Source organism: Agromyces sp. NPDC055661, from assembly GCF_053618135.1.
The window spans coordinates 445,202-470,883 of record NZ_JBSHHC010000002.1 but is presented as its reverse complement, the minus strand read 5'-3'; the positions used below and the strand labels follow the sequence as shown (position 1 = coordinate 470,883).

23 protein-coding genes and 1 tRNA gene are annotated in these 25,682 nt (G+C 70.6%); 18 read left to right on the top strand and 6 right to left on the bottom strand.

All coding sequences use genetic code 11. The features are described 5' to 3' along the window. Positions 1–2 precede the first annotated feature (2 nt). Complete coding sequence (locus ACWGO8_RS15790; RefSeq protein ID WP_452043971.1) at positions 3–2,249, bottom strand: bifunctional alpha,alpha-trehalose-phosphate synthase (UDP-forming)/trehalose-phosphatase; 2,247 nt, start codon at positions 2,247–2,249, stop codon at positions 3–5. Between the two features lie 96 nt (positions 2,250–2,345). Between ACWGO8_RS15790 and ACWGO8_RS15785 the strand changes: the two genes are divergently transcribed. Further along, positions 2,346–3,206 (top strand): sugar phosphate isomerase/epimerase family protein, encoded by an 861-nt coding sequence (locus tag ACWGO8_RS15785; RefSeq protein ID WP_452043970.1) that lies wholly within the window; start codon positions 2,346–2,348, stop codon positions 3,204–3,206. Positions 3,207–3,297: 91 nt separating this feature from the next. Here ACWGO8_RS15785 and ACWGO8_RS15780 read toward each other — a convergent pair whose 3' ends face one another. Genes ACWGO8_RS15780 through ACWGO8_RS15770 form a run of 3 tightly spaced genes read right to left on the bottom strand, consistent with a single transcriptional unit; the run spans position 3,298 to position 8,960 of the window. Further along, positions 3,298–5,421: a YhgE/Pip family protein gene (locus ACWGO8_RS15780; RefSeq protein ID WP_452043969.1), complete on the bottom strand. Its 2,124-nt coding sequence runs from the start codon at positions 5,419–5,421 to the stop codon at positions 3,298–3,300. Next, positions 5,418–8,345 (bottom strand): MMPL family transporter, encoded by a 2,928-nt coding sequence (locus ACWGO8_RS15775; protein ID WP_452043968.1) that lies wholly within the window; start codon positions 8,343–8,345, stop codon positions 5,418–5,420. Before ACWGO8_RS15775 ends, ACWGO8_RS15780 begins: the two co-directional genes overlap by 4 nt. 9 nt (positions 8,346–8,354) lie before the next feature. Then, positions 8,355–8,960: a TetR/AcrR family transcriptional regulator gene (locus ACWGO8_RS15770; RefSeq protein WP_452043967.1), complete on the bottom strand. Its 606-nt coding sequence runs from the start codon at positions 8,958–8,960 to the stop codon at positions 8,355–8,357. Positions 8,961–9,058: 98 nt separating this feature from the next. On the opposite strand from ACWGO8_RS15770, the gene ACWGO8_RS15765 reads away from it, so the two are divergent. The 14 genes from ACWGO8_RS15765 to ACWGO8_RS15700 all read left to right on the top strand — a co-directional run bounded on the left by ACWGO8_RS15765 (position 9,059) and on the right by ACWGO8_RS15700 (position 20,875). Then, on the top strand, positions 9,059–9,247 hold the full coding sequence (locus ACWGO8_RS15765; protein WP_452043966.1) for a hypothetical protein: 189 nt from the start codon (positions 9,059–9,061) through the stop codon (positions 9,245–9,247). A 157-nt stretch (positions 9,248–9,404) separates the two neighbouring features. Then, positions 9,405–9,839, top strand: a complete 435-nt coding sequence (locus tag ACWGO8_RS15760; RefSeq protein WP_452043965.1) for a hypothetical protein — start codon at positions 9,405–9,407, stop codon at positions 9,837–9,839. 117 nt (positions 9,840–9,956) lie between these two features. Then, positions 9,957–10,631: a biotin transporter BioY gene (locus tag ACWGO8_RS15755; RefSeq protein WP_452043964.1), complete on the top strand. Its 675-nt coding sequence runs from the start codon at positions 9,957–9,959 to the stop codon at positions 10,629–10,631. After that, the gene (locus tag ACWGO8_RS15750; RefSeq protein ID WP_452043963.1) at positions 10,628–11,848 is read left to right on the top strand and encodes a class I adenylate-forming enzyme family protein; all 1,221 of its coding nucleotides are present in this window, start codon (positions 10,628–10,630) and stop codon (positions 11,846–11,848) included. The genes ACWGO8_RS15755 and ACWGO8_RS15750 overlap by 4 nt, the downstream gene beginning before the upstream one ends. Then, positions 11,845–13,005, top strand: a complete 1,161-nt coding sequence (locus ACWGO8_RS15745; RefSeq protein ID WP_452043962.1) for a thiolase family protein — start codon at positions 11,845–11,847, stop codon at positions 13,003–13,005. The genes ACWGO8_RS15750 and ACWGO8_RS15745 overlap by 4 nt, the downstream gene beginning before the upstream one ends. Then, on the top strand, positions 13,002–13,682 hold the full coding sequence (locus ACWGO8_RS15740) for an energy-coupling factor ABC transporter ATP-binding protein (protein ID WP_452043961.1): 681 nt from the start codon (positions 13,002–13,004) through the stop codon (positions 13,680–13,682). The genes ACWGO8_RS15745 and ACWGO8_RS15740 overlap by 4 nt, the downstream gene beginning before the upstream one ends. A gap of 10 nt (positions 13,683–13,692) precedes the next feature. Continuing rightward, the gene (locus ACWGO8_RS15735) at positions 13,693–14,286 is read left to right on the top strand and encodes an energy-coupling factor transporter transmembrane component T family protein (RefSeq protein ID WP_376955203.1); all 594 of its coding nucleotides are present in this window, start codon (positions 13,693–13,695) and stop codon (positions 14,284–14,286) included. A gap of 242 nt (positions 14,287–14,528) precedes the next feature. Continuing rightward, complete coding sequence (locus ACWGO8_RS15730) at positions 14,529–15,326, top strand: metal-dependent hydrolase (protein ID WP_452043960.1); 798 nt, start codon at positions 14,529–14,531, stop codon at positions 15,324–15,326. Between the two features lie 38 nt (positions 15,327–15,364). Continuing rightward, positions 15,365–16,303 carry a 5'-3' exonuclease gene (locus tag ACWGO8_RS15725; protein WP_452043959.1) on the top strand — a complete coding sequence of 313 codons (939 nt, stop codon included), beginning with the start codon at positions 15,365–15,367 and terminating at the stop codon, positions 16,301–16,303. Positions 16,304–16,397: 94 nt separating this feature from the next. Continuing rightward, entirely contained in the window at positions 16,398–17,258 is an 861-nt protein-coding gene (locus tag ACWGO8_RS15720) for a hypothetical protein (RefSeq protein ID WP_452043958.1), read from the top strand. A gap of 293 nt (positions 17,259–17,551) precedes the next feature. Beyond that, positions 17,552–18,748 carry a site-specific integrase gene (locus ACWGO8_RS15715; protein ID WP_452043957.1) on the top strand — a complete coding sequence of 399 codons (1,197 nt, stop codon included), beginning with the start codon at positions 17,552–17,554 and terminating at the stop codon, positions 18,746–18,748. Positions 18,749–19,048: 300 nt separating this feature from the next. Then, complete coding sequence (locus ACWGO8_RS15710; RefSeq protein ID WP_452043956.1) at positions 19,049–19,294, top strand: helix-turn-helix domain-containing protein; 246 nt, start codon at positions 19,049–19,051, stop codon at positions 19,292–19,294. A 15-nt stretch (positions 19,295–19,309) separates the two neighbouring features. After that, entirely contained in the window at positions 19,310–20,188 is an 879-nt protein-coding gene (locus ACWGO8_RS15705) for a helix-turn-helix domain-containing protein (RefSeq protein ID WP_452043955.1), read from the top strand. A 90-nt stretch (positions 20,189–20,278) separates the two neighbouring features. Next, a complete protein-coding gene (locus tag ACWGO8_RS15700) occupies positions 20,279–20,875 on the top strand; it encodes a hypothetical protein (RefSeq protein WP_452043954.1) in 597 nt (198 codons plus the stop codon). Positions 20,876–21,107: 232 nt separating this feature from the next. On the opposite strand, the gene ACWGO8_RS15695 is transcribed toward ACWGO8_RS15700, so the two are convergent. Beyond that, on the bottom strand, positions 21,108–22,160 hold the full coding sequence (locus ACWGO8_RS15695; RefSeq protein ID WP_452043953.1) for a hypothetical protein: 1,053 nt from the start codon (positions 22,158–22,160) through the stop codon (positions 21,108–21,110). Between the two features lie 516 nt (positions 22,161–22,676). On the opposite strand from ACWGO8_RS15695, the gene ACWGO8_RS15690 reads away from it, so the two are divergent. Further along, complete coding sequence (locus ACWGO8_RS15690) at positions 22,677–23,432, top strand: hypothetical protein (protein WP_452043952.1); 756 nt, start codon at positions 22,677–22,679, stop codon at positions 23,430–23,432. After that, positions 23,429–23,977, top strand: coding sequence for an RNA polymerase sigma factor (locus ACWGO8_RS15685; protein ID WP_452043951.1), 549 nt, complete (start codon positions 23,429–23,431; stop codon positions 23,975–23,977). The genes ACWGO8_RS15690 and ACWGO8_RS15685 overlap by 4 nt, the downstream gene beginning before the upstream one ends. 689 nt (positions 23,978–24,666) lie before the next feature. On the opposite strand, the gene ACWGO8_RS15680 is transcribed toward ACWGO8_RS15685, so the two are convergent. After that, positions 24,667–24,742 (bottom strand) — tRNA-Lys (locus ACWGO8_RS15680). A 153-nt stretch (positions 24,743–24,895) separates the two neighbouring features. On the opposite strand from ACWGO8_RS15680, the gene hisN reads away from it, so the two are divergent. Further along, positions 24,896–25,681, top strand: a complete 786-nt coding sequence (hisN, locus tag ACWGO8_RS15675) for a histidinol-phosphatase (protein WP_452043950.1) — start codon at positions 24,896–24,898, stop codon at positions 25,679–25,681. Position 25,682: the final 1 nt, after the last annotated feature.

Here is a 25,682-nt window from a genome sequence, read left to right as displayed (position 1 = left end):
GTCTATGGCCAGCGCGAGTCGCCCTGGCGCGCCGCGTCCCGCGCATCGGCGAGCTGTTCGAGCAGCTCGGCGACGTCTTCGGGGCTGCGCACGCGGTAGGTCGCGATCGACTTGCCCTGGCCGACCTTGACGCCGACGTCGTCGCCGTCGAGCGTCGCGAACGCGTCCTCGTCGGTGACGTCGTCGCCCACGTAGATGACGGCCGTCGCGCCGACGTGCTGCCGCAGCCGGCTGAGCGACTCGCCCTTGTCGCTCGCCCGCACGGCGAACTCCAGCACGGCCTTGCCGGTGCGAACCGTGATGCCGAGGAGCTCCGCGGCGACCTGCTCGCGGGCGTCCTGCTGCAGCGCGCTGCCCTCGGGTCCCTTCAGGCGCCGCGTGTGCAGCGCGAGCCCGGCCGGCTTGCGCTCGATGAAGGCGCCGGGGCTGGTGTCGGCGACGCCCTCGACGATCTCGGTCAGCCGGTCGAGCTTCTCGAGCTCGGTGTCGCGCAGGTCGATCTGGATCGGACCCGTGTCGAGCTTCAGCTCCACCCCGTGCGAGCCGCTGAGGAGCGTGCCCGTGGGCGGGCTCGCCACCTCCCCGAGGCTGTCGAGCGCGCGACCCGACACGATCGCCACGCGAGTGTCGTCGGCGCCGGCCAGGCGCTCGATCGCCGCGCGGGCGCGCTCGGTTGCGCGCGCGTCCTCGGGGCGCTCGACGATGGGGGCGAGCGTGCCGTCGAAGTCGAGCGCGACGAGGAGGCGCTCGGTGCCCGCGAGCCGGGTGACCGCGGCCATGAGCGGGTCGGGCACGCCACGGGCGATGATCCCGGCGCCGGTGAGCGTCTCGAGGAATGACCGTGACCAGTTCGCGACGTCGTTCTCGCGCACCCGCCTGCGGAGGGCCCGCATGCGACGGGCGCGCTCGCGCCGCGGCATCCGGACCGCCTCGACCATGGCGTCCTTCAGGCCCTCGATGTCGTGCGGATTCACGAGCACGGCCTGCCGCAGCTCGTCGGATGCCCCGGTGAACTCGCTGAGGAGCAGCACCCCGTCGTCGTCGAACCGGCACGCCACGTACTCCTTGGCGACGAGGTTCATGCCGTCGCGCAGGGCCGTCACGAGCATGACGTCGGCGGCGAGGTAGAGGGCGACCATCTCCTCGCGCGGATAGCCGTGGTGGAGGTACGCGATCGCCTGGTGGCCGAGCGTCGAGTAGTCGCCGTTGAGGCGTCCGACGGCGAGCTCGATCTCGTCGCGGAGCTGCCGGTACGTCTCGACGCGCTCGCGCGACGGGCTCGCGACCTGCACGAGCGTGGCGTCCTCGACCTTCAGCCGGCCGTCGTGCAGCAGCTCGCCGAACGCCTTGATGCGGTGCCGGATGCCCTTGGTGTAGTCGAGCCGGTCGACGCCGAGCATGATCGTCTCGGGGTTGCCGAGGCTCTCGCGGATCTCGCGCGAGCGCGCCTGCACCTCGGGTCGGCGGGCGATCTCCTCGAACCCGGCGGCGTCGATCGAGATCGGGAAGTGCCGGGCGACCACCCGGCGGCTCCCGCCGTCGGGCTCGGGCACGTCGATGACGGTGCCGCGAGTGGAGTAGCCGAAGAGCCGACGCACCGCCCGCGAGAAGTTGCCCGCGTCGGCCGCCCGCTGGAAGCCGATCACGTCGGCGCCGAGGAGTCCGTCGATGACCTGGCGGCGCCATGGCAGCTGCGAGTAGATGCCGTAGGCGGGGAAGGGGATGTGGTTGAAGAACCCGATCACGAGGTCGGGGCGGCTCTCGCGCAGCATCCGCGGCACGAGCTGCAGCTGGTAGTCCTGCACCCAGACGACGGCGCCGTCGGATGCCGCGCGCGCTGCGGCCTCAGCGAAGCGTCGGTTGACCCGCACGTACGCATCCCACCACTCGCGGTGGAACGACGGCGGCGCGATGACGTCGTGGTAGAGCGGCCAGATCGTGTCGTTGGAGAAGCCCTCGTAGTACTCCTCGAGGTCCTGCGACGACAGCGCCACGGGGATGATCGAGATGCCGTCGTGCTCGAACGGGTCGAGCTCGCGGTCGGCGACGCCCGTCCACCCGATCCACGCGCCGTCAGCGGCCCGCATGACCGGCTCGAGGGCGGTGACGAGCCCGCCGGGCGAGCTCTTCCAGCGGATCTGCCCGTCGGGCCCCAGCTCGTAGTCCACTGGGAGCCGGTTGGAGACGACGATCATGTCGTAGACGTGGTCGACGTAGAGGTCGTCGCGTGTCGGTTCAGGGGCGTGCATGTCGGCGGATGTCCCTCCTCGGCGCTTCGTTCAGGCTAACAGCCGCCCTCCCCGCCCTCCCCGCCTGCGGGTCGCGGGACTAGACTGCGTGCCCTGATGATCCGCGTCGGCATGAGCACCTCGTGCGTCTATCCGCTGGAGTCCGAGCACGCCTTCCGCCTGGCGAAGCTGGCCGGCTTCGACGGCGTGGAGGTCATGGTCACGCAGGAGGAGGCGACGCAGCAGGCCGAGCCGCTGCTCGAGCTCTCACGGCGCTACGCGCTGCCGATCCTGTCGGTGCACGCGCCCGTGCTGCTCCTCACCCACTTCGTCTGGGGCCGCGATCCCGGCGTGAAGCTCACCCGCACCGCGGAGCTCGCGACCGCCCTCGGCGCCGGCACGGTCGTCGTGCACCCGCCGTTCCGCTGGCAGGCGGGATACGCCGCCGGCTTCCTCGACATCGTGAGAGAGACGTCGACGCGGCACGGCGTCGAGATCGCGGTCGAGAACATGTTCCCGTGGCGCGCGGCGGGCCGGAACCTCAAGGCCTACTCCCCCGGCTGGGACCCGCGCGTCATGGACTGCGACGCCGTGACGCTCGACTTCTCGCACGCCGCGCTCTCGGGCGTCGACAGCCTGCAGTTCGCGAACGACCTCGGCTCGCGGCTGCGGCACGTGCACCTGTGCGACGGATCGGGCGCGATCGGCGACGGCCAGGTGTTCGACGAGCACCTCCTGCCCGGCCGCGGCCGCCAGCCCGTCGCCGAGGTGATCGAGGCGCTCACCGCGCGCGGCTGGGACGGCGCGATCATCGCCGAGGTGAACACCCGCCGCGCGAAGACCGAGCAGGAGCGGCTCGACCTGCTCCGCGAGACGCTCGAGTTCGCCCGTCGGCACACGCACCAGTCGCTCCGGCACCGGGCGATGACCCGGTCGCGGCGCGCGCTCGAGGCGCTGCTGCCGAACCACCGCCGCTGAGGCGCGTCGAGCGGGGCCGCGGAGCGGGGGCGTCGGGCGGATGCCGCGCCGGCGTGGATCGCGCACGCGACCGCGCCGGCGCGGCATCCGATCAGGCGGTCGCGACCGCGAGCCTGCCCGGCGAGCGCACGGCTCGGCGCCGCGCGATGACGAACGCGGTGCCGAGCGCGCCGAGCACGCCGAACAGCGCCGTCGCGCCGACCGCGGCCCAGACGCCCGATCCGCCGGCGCCCGACACGATGAGCTGCATGCCCTGCACGGCCCACGTGAGCGGGAGGAAGGGACTGATCGCCTGGTACGGGCCGCTCACGACCTCGAGCGGGTAGAGGCCGCCGGATGCCGCGAGCTGCAGCACCACGAGCACGAGCGACACGATCGTGCCCGCGCGCCCCAGCCACGAGTGCAGGAACGCGTGCACGGCCATGAACGACAGCGCGAGCAGCACTGAGAATGCGAACGTCTGCGGCAGCAGCGACCATTCGACGCCGAGCGCCGCGTGCATGAGCAGCACCACCGCCACGGCCTGCACGATGCCGATCAGCGAGGCCCGGAACAGCGTGCGCGCGACGATCCGCGCGGTCGGCGCGGTACTGGCGAGCGCCTCGCGCGAGAACGGCCGCCAGATCAGGAACAGCGCCATCGCGCCGAGCCAGAGGCCGATGGGTCCGAGCAGCATCGCGACGACCTGCCCGATCGACGTGATCTCGTTGTCGCGCGTCGACTCGGACGTGACCGGCTTCGCGACGACGTCGGCGGTCGCGGCGGCGTCCATGTCGTCGAGCGACGACGTGCCCTCCGCGCCCTTGGCGAGCCCGTCGGCGAGTTCGCCGGTGCCGCCGGCGAGCTGGGAGGCGCCGTTCGCCGACGCCTGCGCACCCGACTGCAGCTGGGTGAGGCCGTCGGCGAGCTGGGTCGTGCCGGATGCCGCGCCCGACGCACCGGACTCGAGCTGGCCGAGCCCGCCAGCGAGTCCGTCGACGCCCGACGCGAGGCCGTCGGCGCCGGTGCGCAGCTGGGCGGAGCCGCCCGAGAGCTGCGACGCGCCGCCCGCGAGCTGGGCGATGCCGCCCTGGAGGGCGCCGAGGCCGGCGCCGCCCGCCGCGAGGGGCGCTCCGCTGTCGGACAGTGTGGTGAGCCCGTCGCCCGTGTCGACGACGCCACCGCGGAGGTCGCAGAGTCCCTCGAGCGGAACGGGCAGTGGATCGGTCGCGCACGTGGCGTCGGGCTGCCCGATGGCCGCAGCCGTGGCGGCGACGTTCGAGTCGATGAGCTGCAGCAGGCCGACCTCGAGTTGGTCGTACCCGCCGGAGAGCTGCGTCACGCCTCCGGTGTAGTCGACGATGCCCGTGCCGAGCGCTCCGAGCTGCGAAGTCTGGTTGGCGAGATCACCGAGCCCGCCCGCGATCCCGTCGACGCCCGCCGTGTACTGGTCGACGCCGTCGGCGTAGGCGTACGCGCCCGTCGCGGCCTGCGACGCGCCCGAGGCGGCGGATCCCACGCCGCCGGCGAGCTGGTCGAGCCCGCCCGCGAGGTCCGAGGCGCCCGACGCTGAAGCGCCGACGCCCGAGGCGAGCTGGCCGAGTCCCGACGAGAGCGAGTCCGCGCCCGAGGCGAGCTGCTGCGCGCCGTCGGCGGCGTCGCCGAGCGAGCCGCCCACCGTGATGAGGTTGCCGTAGAGCCCCTCGAGGTACTGCGTCGTGAGCGCCGTGCCGAACGTCGTGGCGATCGCGTCGCCGACGGTCGAGCCGATGACGCCGGCGAGGTAGCCGTGGGCGTCGTCGGTGCGGATGTCGAGCTGCGCCGTCGTGGGTGCGTCGCCCTGCAGCGAGGTCACCGAGGCCGAGAAGTCCGAGGGGATCGTGAGCACCGCGTACGCGTCGCCGTCGGCGAGGGCCTTCGCGGCCTCCTCGTCGTTCGAGATCGTCCAATCGAACCCGGTGTTCCCGTCGCCGGTGAGCTCGGTGACGAGCTGGCGACCCGCGAGTACGGGCTGCTCCTCGCCGTCGGGCGTCGTGATGGTGACGAACTCGTCGTTGTTCACGACGATGGCCGGGATCGCGTCGAGGCGATCGTCGGCGCCGCCGATCGCGCCGGCGACGAGGCCCGCGACCGCGAGCGGCACGGCCACGACGGCGGCGATGAGTGCGGCGCGACGGCCGCGACGGCGCCCGGGGGTCGGGCCGGCGAGCGCGGCGGATGCGTCGGGGCGGGTCATCGGAGTGCCTCCTGGGGGCGGGCGACGAGATCGGGAATGCCGGCGGGGCCGGTGTCGAGGTCGAGCGAGCGGATGCCGCGAGCTGCGAACGCGTCGACGGCGGGGATGGAGTCGGCGCCGCTCGGCACGGTGGCGATGAGTACCACGCCGTCGGGCACGAGGCGCGCGAGCGCGGGCCAGAGCCGGTCGGCGGGGCCAGACGCGTCGTCGAGGTCGACGACGACGGCTCCGGGCTGCTCGGCGAGCGCCGCGGCCACCGCGACGAGCGTGCGGTCGAGCGGGTCGAGCGACGCGAACGGGACGTCGGGGTCGAGCGAACGGGTGCGCCACGCGAGCGGATCGGCCGTAGCGGTGCGCGCCTCGGCGACGCGGCGGAGGGCGGCGGAGACGGCGGCCCGGCTGGAGTCGAGGCGGTACCACGCACGAGTCGCGTCGACCCGGGCGGCGATGACGTCGCCCGCGGTCACGCCGGGCGCGGCATCCGTCGCCGAGTCGGCCACGGCGACGCGTCGCATGACCGCGCCGGCGTCGGTGGGCAGCGGCGCACCGAGCACCGCGAGGCGGCCGCCGGCGGGCGTGACCCGGCCGGCCAGGGTGGCGGCGACGAGCCGGCGCTCGTTCGCGCGGCCCCGCACCACCAGGGCGCCACCGCGGCGAACGGCCACGGAGAGCGGCCCGATCGGGTCGGCCGGGTCGCCGACGAGCAGGTCGTCCGCGAGCACGTCGGCGTCCTCCGCCTCGGCCCACTCGCTCTCGGCGAGGTGGTGGCGCAGGCCCTCGCCCTCGATGTCCACGTCGGGCAGGATGCGCGCGAGCCACTTCGGCAGCCACCACGCGCCGCGCCCGGCGAGCGCCATGGCGGCGGGCACGAGCGTCATTCGCACGAGGAAGGCGTCGAACGCCACGCCGATCGCGAGCGCGAGCGCGATGCCCTTGATCGCTCCCGTGCCCTCGGGCACGAACGCGAAGAAGACGAAGAACATGATGAGCGCGGCGGCGGTGACCACGCGGGCGGCGTGCTGGAACCCGTGCACGATGGAGCTGCGCGGCTCCTTGGTCTTCACGAACTCCTCGCGCATGCCCGACACGAGGAACACCTCGTAGTCCATCGCCAGGCCGAACAGCACGGCCATGAGCAGGATCGGCAGGAAGCTCAGGATCGGCCCCGGCTCGATGTGCATGAGGTCGGCGAACCAGCCCCACTGGAACACGGCCACCGAGACGCCGATCGCACCGAACGCCGAGAGCAGGAACCCGAGCGCCGCCTTGATCGGCACGAACACCGAGCGGAACACGATGAGCAGCAGGATGATCGACAGCCCGACGACGATGAGCGCGAACGGCACGAGCGCGTCGGTCAGGCGCTGCGAGATGTCGATCGAGACGGCGGTGTAGCCGGTCACGGCGATCGGCGTGCCGAAGTCCTCCTGGATCTCGGGGTCGAGCGCGCGGATCTCCTGCACGATCTGCTTCGTCTCGGGGTCGTTGGGGGCGCTCTCGGGGATCACCTGGATGATCGCCGTGTCGACGGTGGCGTTGGGCATGCCCTGGCCGACATAGGCGACGCCGTCGACGTCGGCGAGGCGCGCGCCGATCGCGTCGAGGTCCTCCATGATGTCGGTCGTCTGCGTGATGTCGACGGTCACCACGAGCGGTCCGTTGTAGCCGGGGCCGAAGCCGTCGGCGATCATGTCGTACGCCTCGCGCTGGCTCGAGCCCTCCTCGCCGGCCCCCGAGGGCAGGTTGAGGTCGAGGCTCGCGGCGGGGATCGCGGCCGCGCCGAGCAGGCCCACGACGAGCAGCACGAAGACGATCGGCGCCTTCAGCACGGTGTCGACCCAACGGCGACCCATGGTCTTCTTCCCGCCCTCGTCGCCGGCGACGGCGCGGCGGTACGCGCGGCTGCCCGGCTTCGGGATCAGGCGCTTGCCCGCGAGCCCGAGCAGTGCGGGCAGGAGGGTCGTCGCGCCGATGACGGCGATGAGCACGGCGAACGCCGCCGCGACGCCCATGACGCTGAGGAACGGGATGCCCACCACGAGCAGGCCCAGCAGCGCGATGATGACCGTCATGCCCGCGAAGACGACGGCGCCGCCGGCGGTCGCGACCGCCTCGGCCGCGCTCTCCTGCGGATCCATGCCGCGGGCGAGCTGCGTTCGATGCCGGGACAGGATGAACAGCGCGTAGTCGATCCCGACCGCGAGGCCGATCATGACCGCGAGCATCGGCGCGGTGCTCGACACGGGCGCGAACGCCGCCACGACCGAGATGCCGCCGAACGCGGCGCCGACGCCCACGAGGGCGGTGAGCAGCGGCATGCCGGCCGCGAGCAGCGAGCCGAACGTGATGATGAGCACGACGCCCGCGAAGAGCACGCCGATGGCCTCGGTGATCGTGAGGCCGAACGTCTGGTCCTGGAAGACCTCGCCGCCGAAGGCGACCTGCATCCCGGCGTCGCGGCCGATGTCGCCGGTGGCGAGGACGGCGTCGAGGGACTCCTGCGTCACCTCGGTCGACGGCCCGTCGAACTGCACCTGGATGTAGGCCGTCCGCGCGTCGTCGGAGACCTGGTCGCCGGCGTACTCGTCGAACGGGCCGAGCACGCTCGCGACGCCGTCGACGTCCTCGAGCGCCGTCTCCATGTCCTCGATGGCGGCGGTGTACGAGGGGTCCTCGACGGATGCCCCGTCGGGCACCTCGACGACGGCCTTCGCCGAGGCGCCCGCCGTCTGCGGGAACACGGCGGCGAGCTGGTCGATCGCCTGCTGGGACTCGGTGCCGGGGATCGCGTACGACTCCTGGAGCTGGCCGCCGAGGCCGATGCCGGCGCCGAGCAGGGCGGCGAGGGCGACCACCCACCCGGCGAGCACGAGCCAGGCGCGCCGGAAGGCGAATCGTCCGATGCGGTGGAGGAGGAGGGCCACGGGAGTCTCTCAGTCGTTGGCGGTCGGGCGCGGGCGGTGGGACGGCGCGAGCAGCTCGCCGAGCACGGCGTGCAGCGCGTCGCGCAGCTCATCGTCGGCGGGCAGCGTGTCCTCGTCGGCGAAGGTGCGGCCCGCGGTGAGGAGGAATGCGGCGCCGCCGAGCGCGATGCCGAAGCGCACCTGGTCGGTCACGCTCTCGCGCTCCTCGCCGATGGCGACCGCGAGCCGACGAACCGAGGCGTTGGCGCGCGCGATGATCGGGAGCTCCGACAGGCTCGGCCCCTGGATGAGGAAGACGTGCACCGCCTCGCGGTGCTCGAGCAGCATGTCGACGACCCGGTCGACGAGCCGGGCGCGACGTGCGCGATCGGTGCTCGACAGGAACTCGTCGAGCACCGTCTCGAACTCGCTGATGGCGGGCTCGATCGCCGCCTCGAGCAGCGCCTCCTTCGAGGCGTAGTGGTAGAGCACGCTCGACTTGGAGTAGCCGGCGTGGTCGGCGATGTGCTGCAGCGAGGTTCCGGCGAACCCGACGGTGGCGAACTGCTCGAGGGCGACCTGCTTGAGCTCGTCCGCCGCGCGCACGCGTGTCGTCGGTTGGGTGTCGGTGGGCATGCCGTCGACGCTAGTTGACCGATCGGTCAGATCCTGCACGATCGGTCAGATTCACGGATGACTCACAGCCCTTCGTCACCAACCGGTAGCGTGGCGGCATGCGCAAGTACCTCTTCAGCGGAGCCGTGTTGAGTGCGATCTTCAGCGGAATCGGGGTCGTCCGCGCGACCGTTGCAGGACCCAGGGACTGGCGCCTCCTGCTCATGTGGGTGTCGTGGGCTGCGAGCATGGCGATCGCCATCGGCACCGTCGCCGACGAGACGAAGCGCGCCGAGCTGACCGAGTAGCATCTTCTCCGGAGGCCTTCCTCCGTTTCGGCCCGAACGCCCATGCCGGCGAACGCGGCGTGTCACCGGTGATCCGCGAACCGAGGGCACAGACTGAAAGAGCACTGCCGTACGACGACCCTGAACGTGCGGTCCGTACCACCGAGAGGGGCCTCCGATGTTCCGCCGCTGGCGCCGCCGTGCGAGGCTCGCAGCCGAAGCCGCCGCCCACGCCGCCGCTCCCGCGCCGCGTCCCACAGCGGCCGACCTCCGCGGCGAGCACCTCTTCGAGCTCCTCAATGCGAAGCTCTCGGAGTTCATCGGCCCCGGCGGCTCATGGGCCCTCGTGCGTCGCACCGACGACGACACCGACCGCATCTTCCACGCGATGCTCACGCACCAGATCGCGGCCGAACTGACGCGCACGGTGCTCGACGAACGCGAGGCGGTCGCCGTCGTTGTGTCGGCCGAGGACGCCCCGCTCGCCCTGAGCTGGGAGCCCGCACCGCTCGTCGTGTGGGCCGACCCGGTGGTCGTGCCCGAGTCCGAGGCGGATGCCGCGTCGCTGCCCTCGATCGGCACCGCGGCCGAGCTCGAGGCCCGCGCCGCCTGATCGCGTTCCAAATTCGACCCCCGATTCTTGTACGGCCGGGTCGAGAAGCCGCTCCCCCGCCTTTCGTAGCGTGAGACCGGGCCACGACGCCCGCATCCACGACGAGAGGGACCACAGATGAGCGCCCCGCAGCACACCTCGCCCGACGCATCCGCCGCCGCTCCGCCCGAGGCCTCCCCGTACGGCCCGAGGCGGAGGAGGAGCACCGCCACCGACCTCGCGCAGGTCGCCGTGTTCGCCGCGCTCATCGCCGCGCTCGGCCTCCCCGGCGCGCTGTACCTCGGCGGCACCGCCGTGCCGATCACGTTCCAGACGCTCGGCGTGATGCTCGCCGGCGCGATCCTCGGCGCGCGCAAGGGCTTCCTCGCGGTCCTCCTCTTCCTCGCGCTGGTCGCCGCGGGCCTCCCGCTGCTCTCGGGCGGCCGCGGCGGCATCAGCGTGTTCGTCGGCCCCTCGGTGGGCTACCTCCTCGGCTGGCTGCTGGGCGTCGCGCTCATCGGCTGGGCCACCGCGCGCCTGCTGCCGACCTACCGCATCCTCCCGGCGCTCCTCTGGACGGCGCTCGGCGGCATCGTCGCCGTCTACCTCGTGGGCGTGCCCGTGTTCGCCGCCATCACCGGCACGCCGCTCGGCGTCGCGATCGCCGGGTCGGCGATCTTCCTGCCGGGCGACCTCGCGAAGGTCGTCGTGACCGTGTTCGTCGCGAAGGGCGTGCACCGGGCATGGCCCGGGCTCATCGCCCCGCGGAGCTGGCCCTGGAAGCGCGACGCGGCGGTGACTCCCGCAGCATGAGCGACTGGCTCGGCGGTTCCCCGCACGACGTCGCCCTCGACTTCGGGGGCGGCGCCGTGCGGTACCGCGAGCTCGCTCGAGCGATCGGGCGGGTCGACCTGCCCGACGGCGACGGCGCGGTCGGATGCCCCGCAGGCGCCGATCCCGTCGCGCTCGTGACGACCGTGCTGGCCGCGCTCGCCCGTGGTCGTCCGGTGCTCGTCGGGGGCGCGCAGCACGAGGCGGATGCGCTCCGTCCTCGGCTCCCCGCGGGCACCGAGCTCGCCCTGCTGACCTCCGGCTCTTCGGGGGCCGCTCCGTGCGTGGTCGCCCGCACGAGCGAGTCATGGCTCGCTTCAGCTCGGCCACTCGCCGACGTCGCCGGCCTCGACTCCGGCGACCGGATCGCGGTGACCGGGCCGCTGCACGTCTCGATGCATCTCTACGCCGTACTGCACGCCCTGTGGCTCGGCGCGACCGCGGGCGACGACCTCCGCACGGCGACCGTCATGCACGCGACGCCCACGCGCCTCGCGCGGGTCCTCGACGGGGACGCGTGCCCGCCCGCCGTCGTGGTGGCCGGCGCGGCGACGAGCGACGTGCTGCGGTCGCAGGCGGCGGCGCGCGGCATCCGACTCACCGAGTACTACGGCGCGGCCGAGCTCTCGTTCGTGCTCGCAGGAGCTTCGGACGGCCTCGAGCCGTTTCCCGGCGTCGAGGTCTCCCTGCGACCCGGGCCCGCGGGCGACGAGCTGTGGGCACGATCGCCGTACCTCGCGCTCGGCACCGTCGGCGGCGGGATGCTGCGCCGCGACGACGCGGGCTTCGCCACGGTCGGCGACCTCGCCGAGCGCACCCCGTCGGGCGCGATCCGCGTGCTCGGCCGCGGCGACGCAGCCATCACCACCGCGGGCGCCACCGTGCTCGCCGAGCACGTCGAGGCGAAGCTGTGCGCGCTGCCCGGCGTGATGGCCGCCGCGATCGTCGGCGAGCCGCACGACCTGCTCGGCCAGCGCGTGGTCGCGGTCGTCGAGCTCGCCGACGGTGCCCGCCTCGACGAGGTGGCGGCCATCGCACGGGACCAGCTGTCCGCGGCCGAACTCCCCCGGCGCTGGTTCGCCCGCGCGCTGCCGCGCACGGACTCGGGCAAGGTGGCCCGCGGGGCCGTGCGCGAGGCGCTCGCGGCGGGCGAGCTCGGTGCGGGGCATCCGCTCGCGTTCGAACGGAGTGCCTCGTGACCGGCGCGCCCGTGATCGTCGCCGCCCGGCGCACCGCGATCGGCACGGCCGGCCGCGGATTCGCCGAGCACACCGTCGATGCGCTCGCGGCTCCCGTGCTCGCCGAGGTCGCACGCGTGGTTGCGCCGGCGGGGCTGCCGATCGACGACGTCGTGCTCGGCAACTGCATGGGACCGGGCGGCGACGTGGCCCGCGTCGCGGCGCTGCGGGCCGGGCTCGGTCACGACGTGCCGGGCGTCATCGTCGACCGCCAGTGCGGCTCGGGCCTCGACGCCGTGCTGCAGGCCGCGTCACGGGTACGAGCCGGGGACGCACGTCTGGTGTTCGCCGGCGGCGCCGAGTCGGCGTCGACCGCGCCGCACCGCTCGTGGCCCGACTCGGGCGAGCGGTACACCCGGGCGCCGTTCGCACCGGTCGGCGTCGCCGATCCGGACATGGGACCCGCGGCCGATCGGCTCGCCGCCGTGCGCGGCATCACGCGGGCTCGCCAGGACGCGTGGGCGGCGCGGTCGCACGCGCTCGCGGCATCCGCTCGGGAACTCGGGGTGTTCGACGGCGAGATCGTGGCGGTCGACGGCGTCGTTCGCGATGACCGGCCTCGAGCGGGCATGGACGAGGCGCGGCTGGCGCGGTTCGCCCCGGCCTTCCTCGACGCAACGGCGCGCGCCGATGCCGCGGCATCCGGCCTCGGCACCGTCACGGCGGGCAACTCATGCGGGTTCTCCGACGGTGCCGCGGCCATGGCCGTGACGACCGAGGCGGTCGCGCGCGAGCTCGGCCTGCCGGCCCTGCGCGTGCGCGCGGCGGCAGTGGCGGCGGGCGACCCCGCCCTGCCCGGACTCGGTGCCGCACCCGCCGCGCGCGCCGCCCTGGCCCGAGCGGGACTGACGCCCGGCGACCTCGGGTTCGCCGAGATCACGGAGGCGTTCGCCGCGCAGGTGCTCGCCGTGACCGACGAGCTCGGGCTCGACGAGGAGCTCGTGAGCGCGGACGGCGGGGCCATCGCGCTCGGGCATCCGTGGGGGGCATCCGGTGCCGTGCTGCTCGTGCGCCTCGCGGCTCGGATGGCGGCGACCGACGACGCGCGGCCTGGCCTCGCCGCGTGCTCGATCGGCGGGGGGCAGGGCGTCGCGATGATCGTGGAGCGGGTGGCATGAGCGAGATCGTGTTCGACGGCGTGAGCCACGACTTCGGGGCGGAGCGCGTCGTCGACGACGTGTCGCTCGTGCTGCAGGAGCGGCGCGTGGGCATCGTCGGGGCGAACGGCTCGGGCAAGTCCACGCTGGCGCGCATGATCAACGGGCTCGTGGAGCCGACCGTCGGGCGGGTGCTGGTCGACGGCCTCGACGTCGCCCGGCACGGCCGCGAGGTGCGGCGCCGCGTCGGGTTCGTCTTCACGAATGCCGACAACCAGATCGTCATGCCGACGGTGCGCGAGGACGTCGCGTTCACCCTGCGTCGACACAAGCTCGAGAAGGCGGATGCCGCGGCGCGCGTCGACGCCGCGCTCGAGCGCGCCGGCATCGCGGACCTCGCCGACCGGCCCGCGCATCGGCTGTCGGGCGGGCAGAAGCAGCTGCTCGCGATCACGTCGGTGCTCGTCGCGGAGCCGGCGATCGTCATCGCGGACGAGCCCACCACGCTGCTCGACGCCCGGAACGCGCGCCGGGTGGCGGAGCACTTCGAGTCGCTCGACCAGCAGCTCGTGGTGGTCAGCCACCAGCTCGAGCTGCTGGAGTCGTTCGACCGGGTCATCGTGATGGAGCAGGGGCGGGTCGTCGCCGACGACGTGCCGTCCGCCGCGCTCGACGCCTATCGGGCGCTGATCGGATGAGCGGGCGGGCATGATCGGCGTCTTCCATCCCGGCACCTCGCTCGTGCATCGCACGCCCGCGCTCGCGAAGCTCGGGCTGCTCGCGGTGCTCGTGACCGCCGTGACGCTCGCACCGTCGCTCGTGTGGCTCGGCGCGGCATCCGTCGCGGTGGTGCTGCTGTTCGCGCTCGCGCGCGTGCCGTTCGCGCTCGCCTGGCGCCAGGTGGTGCCCATCCTCTGGGTGCTCGCGTTCGCGGTGCCCGTGCAGGTGCTGTTCGGCGGGTGGGAGGCGGCCGCGATCATGGCGGTCCGGCTCGTGATCGCCGTCGCGCTCGCGGCGCTGTACACGCTCACGACGCCCGTGAGCGCGACGCTCGACGCCATGCAGGCGCTGCTGCGCCCGTTCCGGCGGTGGATCGACCCCGACCGGGTCGGACTCGCGCTCGCGCTGACGATCCGCTGCGTGCCGCTGCTCGCCGACCTCGTGCGCGAGGTCATGGAGGCGCGGAAGGCGCGCGGGGCGGAGGGGTCGATCCTCGCCCTGGCCGTGCCCGTGATCGTGCGGGCGCTGCGCACGGCGGAGCACCTCGGCGAGGCGCTCACGGCGCGCGGCTTCGACGACTGACGTCGGTCGCGGCCTTCGCTCGCCTCGATCCATCGAAACGTCGCAGGTGCAGGGGGCTACCCGGCATCCGCGACTTCTCGATGCAGGCAGGAGTCGCGTTCCCGGGGCGATCAGCGTGCGACGTGCGGGCCGGGCGCCGACGCCGCCCGCGTGCCGCGCCACCGATGTCGCACGTCGCGGGCACACTGGTCGACGGCCCGGCCTCCGGTCGGCCGTTCGAATGACCGGAGGAGCACCGCCGCATGATGGGCATCACGCACGCGACGAGCGGCGCGGCGGCGTGGATCGCGATCACCGGCGCCATGCCGATCGTCACCCTCGGGTCGTACCCGCTCGACCCGGTCGGCGTGCTCGCCGGCGCCGCCGTGTGCGCGGGCGCCGCGCTGCTGCCCGACGCCGACCACCACAGCGCAACCATCGCGCATTCCGTGCCCGTGCTCGGTCGCGTGGTCACGGGCACCGTCGGGTTGCTCTCGGGCGGGCATCGCCAGGGCGCGCACTCCGCCATCGCGGTGGCGATCGTCGCGGCCGCCGCGTGGGCGCTCACCCTGCTCGTCGTCGCGACCGAGGAGGTGGGAACCGTCGCGGTGGGCGCCGGCGTCGGCACCGCCATGCTCACGTGCTTCGGCCTGAAGGCACGCGACTACGTCCGTACGTGGGCGGCCGCGTGGGGACTCGGCGCGCTGCTCGGCCTGTTCGTCGCGGTCGTCGCGCCCGAGCACGTGGCGTGGTTCCCGTTCGCGGTCACGGTCGGCTTCGTCGCGCACCTCGCGGGCGACTTCCTCACGACCGGTGGACTGCCGGGCCTGTTCTGGCCGTGGGTGCCGCGACCGCCCGAGCATCTGCGACCGGTGCCGGTGCTCAACCGGATCTGGCTGCCCAACGGCTACGTCGCGCTCCCGGTGCTCGGCGACACCGGCTCGCTCCGCGAGACGGCGCTGGGTGCGGTGCTCGGCCTGTACTGCGTCGCAGGGTTCGCCTACGAGGGGATGCGACTGGTCGGGCTCGACGCCTGGCTCGCCGCCCCGCCGTTCGGCTGACCCGACCCGATCGCAGTGGTCCGTGGGAGGATCACCGTGTGGCCGACCGACTGATGCTCCTCGACACCGCGTCCCTCTACTTCCGCGCGTTCTACGGCGTGCCCGATTCGCTGAAGCGCGCTGACGGCACCTCGGTCAACGCGGTGCGGGGTCTGCTCGACATCATCGCGCGGCTGGTCACCGACTTCGAGCCGACGCACCTCGTGGCCTGCTGGGACGACGACTGGCGCCCGCACTGGCGCGTCGAGCTCATCCCGAGCTACAAGGCCCACCGCGTCGCCGAGGTGGTGCCCGGCGGACCCGACGTCGAGGAGACACCCGACCCGCTCGAGGCGCAGATCCCGATGATCCGCCGACTCCTCGCCGTACTCGGCATCCCCGTCGTGGGCGCCGAGCACCACGAGGCCGACGACGTGATCGGCACCCTTGCCACCACGGCTGAGTTGCCCGTCGACGTCGTCACGGGCGACCGCGACCTGTTCCAGCTCGTCGACGACGCCCGCGACGTGCGGGTGGTCTACACGGCGCGTGGCATGAGCAAGCTCGAGGTCGTGACGGATGTCACGGTCGTCGGCAAGTACGGCGTGCTGCCCGCGCAGTACGCCGACTTCGCCGTGCTCCGCGGCGACGCCTCCGACGGACTCCCCGGCGTCTCGGGCATCGGCGAGAAGACCGCAGCGAGCCTGCTGCAGCAGTTCGGCGACCTCGACTCGCTCATCGCGGCGGCCGCCGATCCGACCGCTCCGCTCTCGGCCACGATGCGGGCCCGCATCTCGGGCGCGGCCGACTACCTCGACGTGGCGCCGACGGTCGTCGAGGTCGTGCGCGACCTCGTGTTCGAGCCGTTCGACGCCCGGCTCGCGCCGCTCGACCCCGACGGCGTCGCGGAGATCGAGCGCCTCGCCGCCGACTGGAACCTCGGCGGTTCCGTGCCCCGGGTGCTGAAGGCACTGGGAAACGACATCGAGCGCGCGTAGCGCAGTCGCGTTCGCACGAGCCCGGCGTCAGCGGGACCTGGTGTTCAGGGACGGCACCGTTGTGACGCGTTCGCCGACGGGTCGACAATGAATCATGGCGTCGGCGCCGCAGCCTGAGCGGGAGCCGACCGAGGTCGACAGCACCCCGGCCGGAGGGCATCGACGTCGCCGAGGCCGGGCCGTCGCGCTGATCGTCGTCGGGGGCCTGGTCTTCCTCATCTCCGGCGTCGTACTGCTGAACTCGGCCCGAGGCGACGGCGAGTCCTCCGATGGCGGCGCGGCGCCGGCGGCGCCAGCGCAACCCGAGGAGACCCAGTACTTCGATGAGGAGCCCGGCGACGCTCCGCTCGACCTGCCGCTCGCCGAGAACCAGGGTGCGAACGGCGCTCCCGACTTCGCACCCGCAGTGGTGACGCTGGCCGACGCGGAGTCCGAGCTGACCGCAATGGCTGACACGCTCGCCAAGGAGCCCGCCTTCTCCGAGCAGATCATCGACGCGCTCTCCGTGGTGGCGGAGACGGTCACCACGTCGCTGGACGAGGCCATCGAGGAGGGCGCGACGGGGGCCATACGGCTGCTCGAACAGGCCGACGAGACGCTCGACGACATCCGTTCGGCCGCCGAACCCGGTGGCTCGGCACCGGGCACCTCCTCAGAGCTCCGGGCAGCAGCGACGCTCGTCGCCGCGGCGGACGACGCTTGGCCCGAGCCGCCCATTCCCGAGCCGACGCTGACACCACAACCGACTCCCGCTCCGTCGTCGATCGAACTGAACGACTACATCGCCATGGCGGGCGCCGTGGGCGGACTCCTCACCGCGGTCGCCGGCATGATCACCGCCGTCGCCGAGTGGCGGCGGACCCGACGTGCGCGGGCAGCCGCTCGAACGACGGGCCAGCCGGCTGGCGCGTCGGCCTCGTCGAGCGACCTCGATGAGACGATCCGACCATCATGACGTGCACCACCCGATGCCGGCGGCGCACCTCGGAGACGCGAGAAGCCCGGAACGAATCGTTCCGGGCTTCTTCTCTGTGCACCCCCAGGGACTTGAACCCTGAACCCACTGATTAAGAGTCAGTGAATGGCGCGATTCTGCTGCGGCGCGGTTCCGGGCCTCGGAGTGAACTACCGCGGAATCCCGCGGGTTTGCCGGGGTTCAGAAGTCTTCATGGCGACCATGAGATGGCACAATGGATTGCACGCGGATTGCACGCGCGACGCCCACGCCTATGACGGACGAGAGAACCCATGCCCAAAGAGCCCCGCGCCGGAACCCACAACTACCCGAAGACCCGCTCCGACTGGGGGTCGGTGAGGAAGCTTCCTTCCGGCCGCTGGCAGGCCTCCTACGTCCATGACGAGCACGGAACGGGCACGGCAACACGCTTTCCCGCGCCCATGACGTTCACCACGAAGACTGACGCGCGCGCGTGGCTGACTGGCGTCCGGGTTGACATTGAGCGGGGCAAGTGGAGGAACCCGAACCGCGCTGCCGCGGAGCGGTTCGGCACCTATGCAACCACTTGGATCAGTCAGCGAGTATCGAAGAAGGGTAGGCCACTGGCTCCGAAGACTCGCGCCGAGTACGAGCGGTACCTTCGCGTCGGATTGGCTCCGTTCGCCGACACGATGATCACCAAGGTCACGTCCGCTGAGGTCCGCCGCTGGCACGCGGAACGACTCGACCATGGGGCCACACAGGCGGGGAACGAGGCGCGGCTTCTGAGGGCGATTCTGAACACCGCTGTCGAAGACCAGATCATCGAGCGAAACCCCGTCGCCGCCCAGCTCACGCGAACCCAGACCGGACAGGAGCATCGTCAGCCCACCCTCGACGAGCTGACCGTGATCGTGGACGTGATCGACCCCTTCTATCGGCTGGCCGTCTTGATCGCCGCGTACGGCGGCCTGCGACTGTCGGAGTGGCGCGCTCTTCGTCGCCGCGATATCGCGATCGAGGGCGATCGCGTGCGTGTCAACGTCGAGCGTCAGGCACAGCGGATCACCGGTTACGGCTGGGTGGTCGGTAAGCCGAAGAGCAAGGAGGGGGTACGCGTCGCATTCCTCCCGTCCGGCCTCACTCCTCAGGTCCGAGAGCACCTGGAGAACTATGTCGACCGCTTCCCCGACTCGCTCGTCTTCCCGCCCCCCGGAACCGCCGAATTCCTGGACAACTCCCGATTCAACAAGGCCTGGGACGCGGCGCGCGACACCGCTGGAGTCCGCGGACTTGTGCGAGGTCATGACCTCCGCGGGTTCGCCGGAACCATGCACCAGCAGCAGGGTGCGTCAATTCGCGAAACGATGGCCTTCCTGGGGCACTCGACCACCGTTGCCGCGATGGCATATCAGGCGACGACGGGCCGTGACGCTGAGCTGGCCGATCGCATGATCTTGCCGACCGCGCGCCCGAGCCGCCTCGCTCGGATTGGCGGGGCGGACTGACCTGCTGCTTCTAGTCCCGGCCCCCGCTCCCAACACGGAGTGGGGGCCGTTTCTATCTGCGGCAACGAAAATCCTCGGTTCCCACGACACGAAATCCGCACAGATTCTCAGTTCTGTCCAATCGCTGCCCAGCCCGGCGCAGCGTCTCGCAGTCTCGCGGAGCGGATTTTGGAGACTTCCCACAACCGCCCAGCCGAAAGGAGCTTTCGACAGCCGTTCTTCGGCGAGGTTTTCGACCCGCGGCGTCGCAGACCGGCCTTAGCGTTGTCGCCGTTCCACTAACGAGCAGAAAGACCCGCAATGCCCGCAAAGCCTTCCCGCGACCGCATGTACGACCCTCTTCGCCTCTCGCCCTCCGCCCGACATCACGAATGGCTCACCATTCCGGAAGCGGCAGCCATCCGTGCCGTGAGCCGTCAGACGATCCGGCGCATGATCGCCCGCGGCGAACTGGAGGCCGAGCGTATCGGGCCACGCCTGATCCGCGTCAAGCGCTCAAGCCTCGACGAGGCCGGTACTCCGTTCCGGGCCGTCGTGGGCCACTGACCGAGCCGGTCGACCGTGACGACCAATCGTTCCACCCCCGGCCTGTCGGTCGACGAGCTGACGAGATGGGCGCTTGCCACCCCACTCCGAAAGCCTGAAGGCGACACCAAACGTCAGGTGAGCGTCGACCGCCAACGGCTCGTGCTCATTGCTCTGGTGGGCTACGCGGACCGTGACGGCCGTGCGTTCCCGTCAGCCCAGCGACTCGCCGACGATATCGCGGGCATGGTGCGCGGCGACGTGCAGCGAGCGCTCAACGGGCTGGAAGCATCCAACGTCATCGCTCGCGACGGTAAGGCGGGTCGCGCGGTTCGGTGGCGAGTGCTCGCCAAACTGACGGGGCTGCCCGTCACATCCACGCCCGCGCGGACCGACGGGGCAAGTGACGGGGCTACTGCCGGGGCATGTGACGGGGTACCTGACGGGCTGCCCCGTCACGAACAGAACGGAAGTGAAGAGAACCCCCTACGCCCTCGCGGCATCGAGCCGATCGGACGGCAGATCGGCTCTCGGGATGGAAGCTTCGGCAAGCCCAGTGGACCGCCCGACGATCTCACCATCCCTGGGCAGAGCTCAACCGACGAACTGCCCTCAGTCGACCCCGACGATCCCCGCTCAGAAATCGACAGCCGGTACTGGGTGTGGCTGAACGATCGACGCCCGGACGCTCACCGGCACGAGTACAACGCCCGGCTGAGGATCGCCCGAATTCACGAACGGCGACGGCTGCCCCTGAGCCCCGATGAGCTGCTGAGCGAGGCCTACCGGCTGGGGAATGGGGACCCGTGGAAGGGCGTGCGCATCGTCGACCAGCACACAGAGGGAAAGCTCGACACCGCTCGCGACCCAGTGCGCGTCGTCAGGTCGAACCTCCGCAAGGCATCCGCGGCGTAGGTCCTCCCTCCAGATGTCGGCCCGCGCCCCCGCGCCGGCCGATTCGCAACGCGGCTCGATCGAGCTGCCAGATCCCAAAGAAAGAAGACAATGCAGAATCTCAACGAACAGATCGAGCAGGCTCGCCACCAGGCGCGGGTCCTGATCGACGGCTTCGGGCCCATCCTCGACGGCATCCGCAACGACCGCACTCTCTCAGATGAGGGCAAGAACGACAGGATCGCGACTGAGTATGTCGCCCGGCTTGCCGCTGTCGAATCGTGGCAGGCGCGCGAATCGGACGCCGTGCTCGCCCGCCGCACCGAACTGGAGCGGAAGCTTCTCGGATGGGAGCCGACGACCGACGTCGCCACCATCCGCGCGCGTCGCGAGTCGACCGAACTCGCGGATGCGCTCGACGACCCTCGCGACGCGCTCACCGCGTACGAGGAGGCGAAGCTCCGCAGCGACGCCCTCCACGTTCAGGCGATCTTCGCCCGAGCGCTTCGGGCAGGGTGGCTCGCGATCGTGAACGACTATGTGTCCGAGCACCCCATCGCGCTCGCTGCGGCGCAGGAACTCGACCAGATTCGACAGCTCCTCGACCCGAACGCGCAGGTCATCGTGGCATCGGTGTACTACCTGCCGAAGCCGCGCGAGCTGGCGTCCGTGTACCTCGACGAGTACCGGCGTCGCGCCGCGAGCTGACGCCCCATCGCGAGCGCCCGGGGAGGCTCAGCCATCCCGGGCGCTCGCCCCACTCGACTCGCTCAGCGCGCTTGTCGCCCTCGTTCGCCCGTTGGGCAGACCGAACTCGACTGACGCCTCGATCGCCTGCGACAGGGGCGCACAGCGCCACCCACCCCACCATCCCCTCCCCCGCCCAGTCCAGCCCGCTTCGCGTATAGCGGCTGACATCGCGTACGGGTTTCAGAGTCGCTCACTTCCCCCTCATCCAGTCAATCTGCCGCTGAATCTCCCCGTCCACGTCCGATGCAACCTCCGAGACTTTCAGCTCCGAGGGCTCGAAATCCGCTTCGAACTCAGCGAGGAGCCGTGCCGCATCGTAGCGATCGGCAGCCAAACCAATGCGAGTCGGATACTCGTCCCAGGCTCTAATCCGGGCCTTGGTAATCGAGCACGGCATGCCCCGAAGGGACGCCAATGTCAGCTCGGGTGGTCGATCACAGTGAACCACCCGAACAGCGTCGAACTCATCGAACTCCGACCCCGAGAACACGAAGTCGCCAATGAAGCGCAGGTTTCCTCGCCAGGCTTCCAGTCGACCCCTTGCGTAGTCAGACAGCGCGGATGCCGTCGCCTCGAGCCTGTCGTCGAGACCATCCAGCAGCGCGTCCGCCATCTTCTCTTGAAGATCGAGACCCGTGAACATCGCGAGTGGATCAGCGGGGGCGTCATCTGGCCGCCCCATCCATTCATAGATTCGTCGCAATGTCTCGCGGGTGTCGCTCCCATAAGAACCCACGACGCCTGGCCGAAGCGCGCGCAACATCTCGGCCACTACCGATGCCGCAAGATTGGCGGTGACAAGCAGAGAGCCCCGCCGCAATTGGTCGCGGTGGTACACCTCGTTCCGATACTCGTGGAGGCGAGTGGCGACCGGTACCAACTCTGGTCGAAGGTCGCCGTGCCAGGCGAGTAACTGAAGCTTTGCCCCGAACTCTCGATCAATTCGAAGCCTTTGCGTCTTCGATATCCGCCAAGGAACCAAGCGTGTTCCCGAGGCTTCCTCGACCCGCTGCTTTTGGCTGGCGTCCCGGAGGTCCATCTCGACCGGCTGAACCTCCTCCCACGGGCGCGGTTGGCCGATTCGATACAGCGCAAACAGATCGTCGATTCTCCGAACCATCAACGTCTCCATCACGCTGTCGAACAGGATGACGGCAACGCGGAGATCAGCTACACGGCCGGAGTCGGCCATCCGTCGCGCCGTGAACACCTGTGCAGCCAGCATCTCCGCGCGCTCGACCATGCACGAATCGTACGACCTTGACGGAGACATGCGGCTGGTTGCCGACTTCAGCATGGCCGCGCGCCCGACTTAGCTGGCACCGAGACGCGCATCACGGGATACGAAGGCCTCGGCGTATCAACGGATACTCACAGCTCACCGGCAATAGACGATGCGTTCACGGTTCCCGTTCGATGAGCTCCGTCATAGGCACAATGGACGCCTCCATGGAGTTCGCGCGCGGTAGCACAGGATGACAAGGGAGCCTGATGCGGGGTTGCCGTTTCTTCGTGTCGGGCTGGATACGCCATCGCGTCTGAAGCCTCACAGCTTTCGGTGACGACCCGAAGTTCGGGATTGGGCCTTGCGGCCCATAAATTCAAGGCAGCGGGCGACGTAATCCCTGCCAGGGTTCGCGACTACGCCGAAGCCATGGCGTTGTGACAACGTCCTCGCTGCTCATCGAAGGTTGTGGCGGCGTGCAGAAACGTTGTGATTTGAGGTCACACTTAGTGGGGTGCTGGACAGGTACAGGGTATGAACCATCAACATGACGAGGATTCCGACTGGCTCAGTCGTCGGCTGGCGGCGGCCGGCCACGTCAAGCTCAGCGCGCTCGCTGACGAGGCTGCGGAGTCCCTCACGCGCCTGCTTGAGGACCCGTCCGTTCGCGCAAGCCTGGATCTTGAGGGTTCGCGCAGGAGCCTGACATCGCGGACGAAGGCCATTGTTGCCCTCGCCTCAGCCGTCCTCGCGGTGGGGGTCGGCATCGCTGCACCGGCAGTTGCCTTGGCGACCTTTGCGGCGCAGACCGGTCGCTTCGGTGACCCCGCGACAAGCACTGAGGAGGACGCGACGGAATGGCTCGACCTGTCAGCTTCCGACCTTCCCGAGGCGGTCGCTGCTGCGTACCCCCGGGGCCTGCAACTCCCGCCGAGCGTTGACCGTACGTTGGCACTGACCAAAGTGCAGTCGATCTTCGACCGGTTTGCGGCGGAGGGTGGACAGGCACAATCCGGATTGGCCACCACCACGTTCGAGTTCTGGGCGACCTGCGCCTGGACGAACGAGTGGCTAATCGCTGACGACCTCGGTGACGATGGCCGTCGCGAACATGCGACAGCGTGGCTCCACGATCCAAAGAACTACCCCTCGATCGTCGCTAACGATGGCGGGGGCCTCGTGGAGCAGTTGCTCGCGTTCGCCGACGGTGCCGCTCAGGGTGATCGGGATGCAGTGGAGCAGGCCTACCGGTTCGGCAATTGTGCTGACCTGCTTGAGGCTACGCAGTGACGGCCCAACAGAACGCGACTGAGGCCAACTCAACGGCGAACACTCAGACTGACTTCGCGGCACTTCTGCGGGAGATGACCCCTGAGCTGCTTCGATACTTCGTCCGTCGCGTCCAAGACTCCGAAGATTCTGCCGACTGTTTGGCCGAAACTCTGCTTGCTGCTTGGCGACGAATCGATGATCTCCCGATTCGTCATGAAGACCGGCGAGCATGGATCTATGGCATCGCTCGTCTCGTCGCCGCAAACCAGCGTCGGGGGAACGCACGACGTCGCGCCCTACTTGAACAGCTCGCGGGACATCTTCTGGTGGACCAGCGCACGTCCGAAGCCATCGAGGACGTCGACGCGCTCGACGCGTTGCGTCGGCTTTCATCAACAGATCGGGAACTCGTGCAACTTGTCGTATGGGAGTCCCTCACCCTCGTCGAGGCCGCCTTCGCTCTCGGCATCAGTCCGGCCGCAGCCCGCAAGCGATACTCACGAGCTCGGGCACGTCTTCGCTCCTCGCTTGAGAACGGCGACTCTTCCGGTTCTGACGCATGAACCGCAGCGAAGACGTTTGATCACTCGAAAGCGGATCCATGGAGGTGAGCTACAAGCGTGCGTCGATTCGGCCTCGCGATGAAGTTCGTGCAGGGGTATTGGATGGTGCATCGCTCGGATGTTGTTGTGCTCCACCTCAACCGCGCTGTCCAGCCCGGATCGTCCCTTGACTTGATGACCAGGGGCTGCGCCGAATGAGTACGCCGAAGGATGACTACAGGGACCGACACATCTCGGGAACTCCCGGCTGCCTCTTCGTCATCGGTGCGGTGCTTCCGAGTTTGTGGGCGATCTGGGTGCTCTTCAGGATCGGACTGGCGAACTCATTCCGACCTGAACCGACGACCGCGAACTCTGTCTATCCGCGTGACATGCCAGAGCTCTGGGTGACCGCGAGCGCCCTCACGTTCACCGCCATCGCGCTCATAGCGATGCTCGTGCGCTATCGAACTGCTCGGCGAACGTCCACGTACGCCCTGATTGTCCTAACGCTGGTCGCCGCAGTCGCCAACTGGGCGATATTGCTGCTCCCGTAGCCGTCGAACGACGCCACGAAGCGTGGATCGAGGCGTTCGCACACCACGTTCGTAGAACCAACATCCGGCGCTCGGATTGCACATAGATTGCACGGAGTGGAAGGGAAACAAGGAAAGCCCGGTCAATACTTGGGGCCTGACCGGGCTTTCCTGTGGTGCACCCCCAGGGACTTGAACCCTGAACCCACTGATTAAGAGTCAGTTGCTCTGCCGATTGAGCTAGAGGTGCATGTCATTCTCATGACGCGGCCGGCGTGTCTGCGACAACACCGAACCGAGGGTCAACGTTATCAGGAGAACCGCCGGTTGCGCCAATCGAACCGATGACGCGGCGCGTCGCCTCCGCTGCCCTGGTCACGGGGCCGCCCGATAGCCTGAATCGGTGACCGCCTACGCCGATGACCTCGCGCTCGCTCTCGAACTCGCCGACCTCGCCGACGCCGTCTCGGTCGGCCGGTTCCGCGCCGTCGACCTCGAGGTGCGTACGAAGCCCGACCGCACGCCGGTGACCGAGGCCGACCTCGCGGTCGAGCGCGCGATCCGCGACCGGCTCGCCGAGGCGAGGCCCGATGACGGCATCCTCGGCGAGGAGTTCGGCACCGAGGGCGACTCGACGCGCCAGTGGATCATCGACCCGATCGACGGCACGGCGAACTTCCTGCGCGGCGTGCCCGTGTGGGGCACGCTCATCGCGCTCGCGGTCGACGGGGTGCCCCTCGTCGGCATGGTGTCCTCCCCCGCCATGGGCCGGCGCTGGTGGGCGGTCGAGGGCGGCGGCGCCTTCACGACGGATGCCCCGGGCGGGAAGCCGCGGCGCATCGGAGTGTCGCAGGTGGCCGAACTCGCCGACGCGTCCCTCAGCTTCCAGAGCCTCGCCCAGTGGCGCGGCGCGGGGTACCTCGAGCGACTGCTCGCCCTGTCGGAGCGAGTCTGGCGCGATCGTGCCTACGGCGACGTCTGGTCGTACATGCTCCTCGCCGAGGGCCTCATCGACATCACGGGCGAGTTCGACGTGAAGGTCTACGACCTCGCCGCGCTGATCCCCATCGTCGAGGAGGCCGGCGGGCGCTTCACGTCCATCACGGGCGAGCGGGGTCCCGGCCACGGCAGCGCCCTCGCCACCAACGGGCTGCTGCACGAGGTCGTGCTCGCGGAGCTCGCGAAGTGAC

Bases quoted from the DNA above. Each gene is read 5' to 3' on its own strand.
- ACWGO8_RS15790 (WP_452043971.1), bottom strand. From the start codon at position 2,249: ATGCACGCCCCTGAACCGACACGCGACGACCTCTACGTCGACCACGTC.
- ACWGO8_RS15785 (WP_452043970.1), top strand. From the start codon at position 2,346: ATGATCCGCGTCGGCATGAGCACCTCGTGCGTCTATCCGCTGGAGTCC.
- ACWGO8_RS15780 (WP_452043969.1), bottom strand. From the start codon at position 5,421: ATGACCCGCCCCGACGCATCCGCCGCGCTCGCCGGCCCGACCCCCGGG.
- ACWGO8_RS15770 (WP_452043967.1), bottom strand. From the start codon at position 8,960: ATGCCCACCGACACCCAACCGACGACACGCGTGCGCGCGGCGGACGAG.
- ACWGO8_RS15765 (WP_452043966.1), top strand. From the start codon at position 9,059: ATGCGCAAGTACCTCTTCAGCGGAGCCGTGTTGAGTGCGATCTTCAGC.
- ACWGO8_RS15760 (WP_452043965.1), top strand. From the start codon at position 9,405: ATGTTCCGCCGCTGGCGCCGCCGTGCGAGGCTCGCAGCCGAAGCCGCC.
- ACWGO8_RS15755 (WP_452043964.1), top strand. From the start codon at position 9,957: ATGAGCGCCCCGCAGCACACCTCGCCCGACGCATCCGCCGCCGCTCCG.
- ACWGO8_RS15750 (WP_452043963.1), top strand. From the start codon at position 10,628: ATGAGCGACTGGCTCGGCGGTTCCCCGCACGACGTCGCCCTCGACTTC.
- ACWGO8_RS15740 (WP_452043961.1), top strand. From the start codon at position 13,002: ATGAGCGAGATCGTGTTCGACGGCGTGAGCCACGACTTCGGGGCGGAG.
- ACWGO8_RS15735 (WP_376955203.1), top strand. From the start codon at position 13,693: ATGATCGGCGTCTTCCATCCCGGCACCTCGCTCGTGCATCGCACGCCC.
- ACWGO8_RS15730 (WP_452043960.1), top strand. From the start codon at position 14,529: ATGATGGGCATCACGCACGCGACGAGCGGCGCGGCGGCGTGGATCGCG.
- ACWGO8_RS15720 (WP_452043958.1), top strand. From the start codon at position 16,398: ATGGCGTCGGCGCCGCAGCCTGAGCGGGAGCCGACCGAGGTCGACAGC.
- ACWGO8_RS15715 (WP_452043957.1), top strand. From the start codon at position 17,552: ATGCCCAAAGAGCCCCGCGCCGGAACCCACAACTACCCGAAGACCCGC.
- ACWGO8_RS15710 (WP_452043956.1), top strand. From the start codon at position 19,049: ATGCCCGCAAAGCCTTCCCGCGACCGCATGTACGACCCTCTTCGCCTC.
- ACWGO8_RS15700 (WP_452043954.1), top strand. From the start codon at position 20,279: ATGCAGAATCTCAACGAACAGATCGAGCAGGCTCGCCACCAGGCGCGG.
- ACWGO8_RS15695 (WP_452043953.1), bottom strand. From the start codon at position 22,160: ATGGTCGAGCGCGCGGAGATGCTGGCTGCACAGGTGTTCACGGCGCGA.
- ACWGO8_RS15690 (WP_452043952.1), top strand. From the start codon at position 22,677: ATGAACCATCAACATGACGAGGATTCCGACTGGCTCAGTCGTCGGCTG.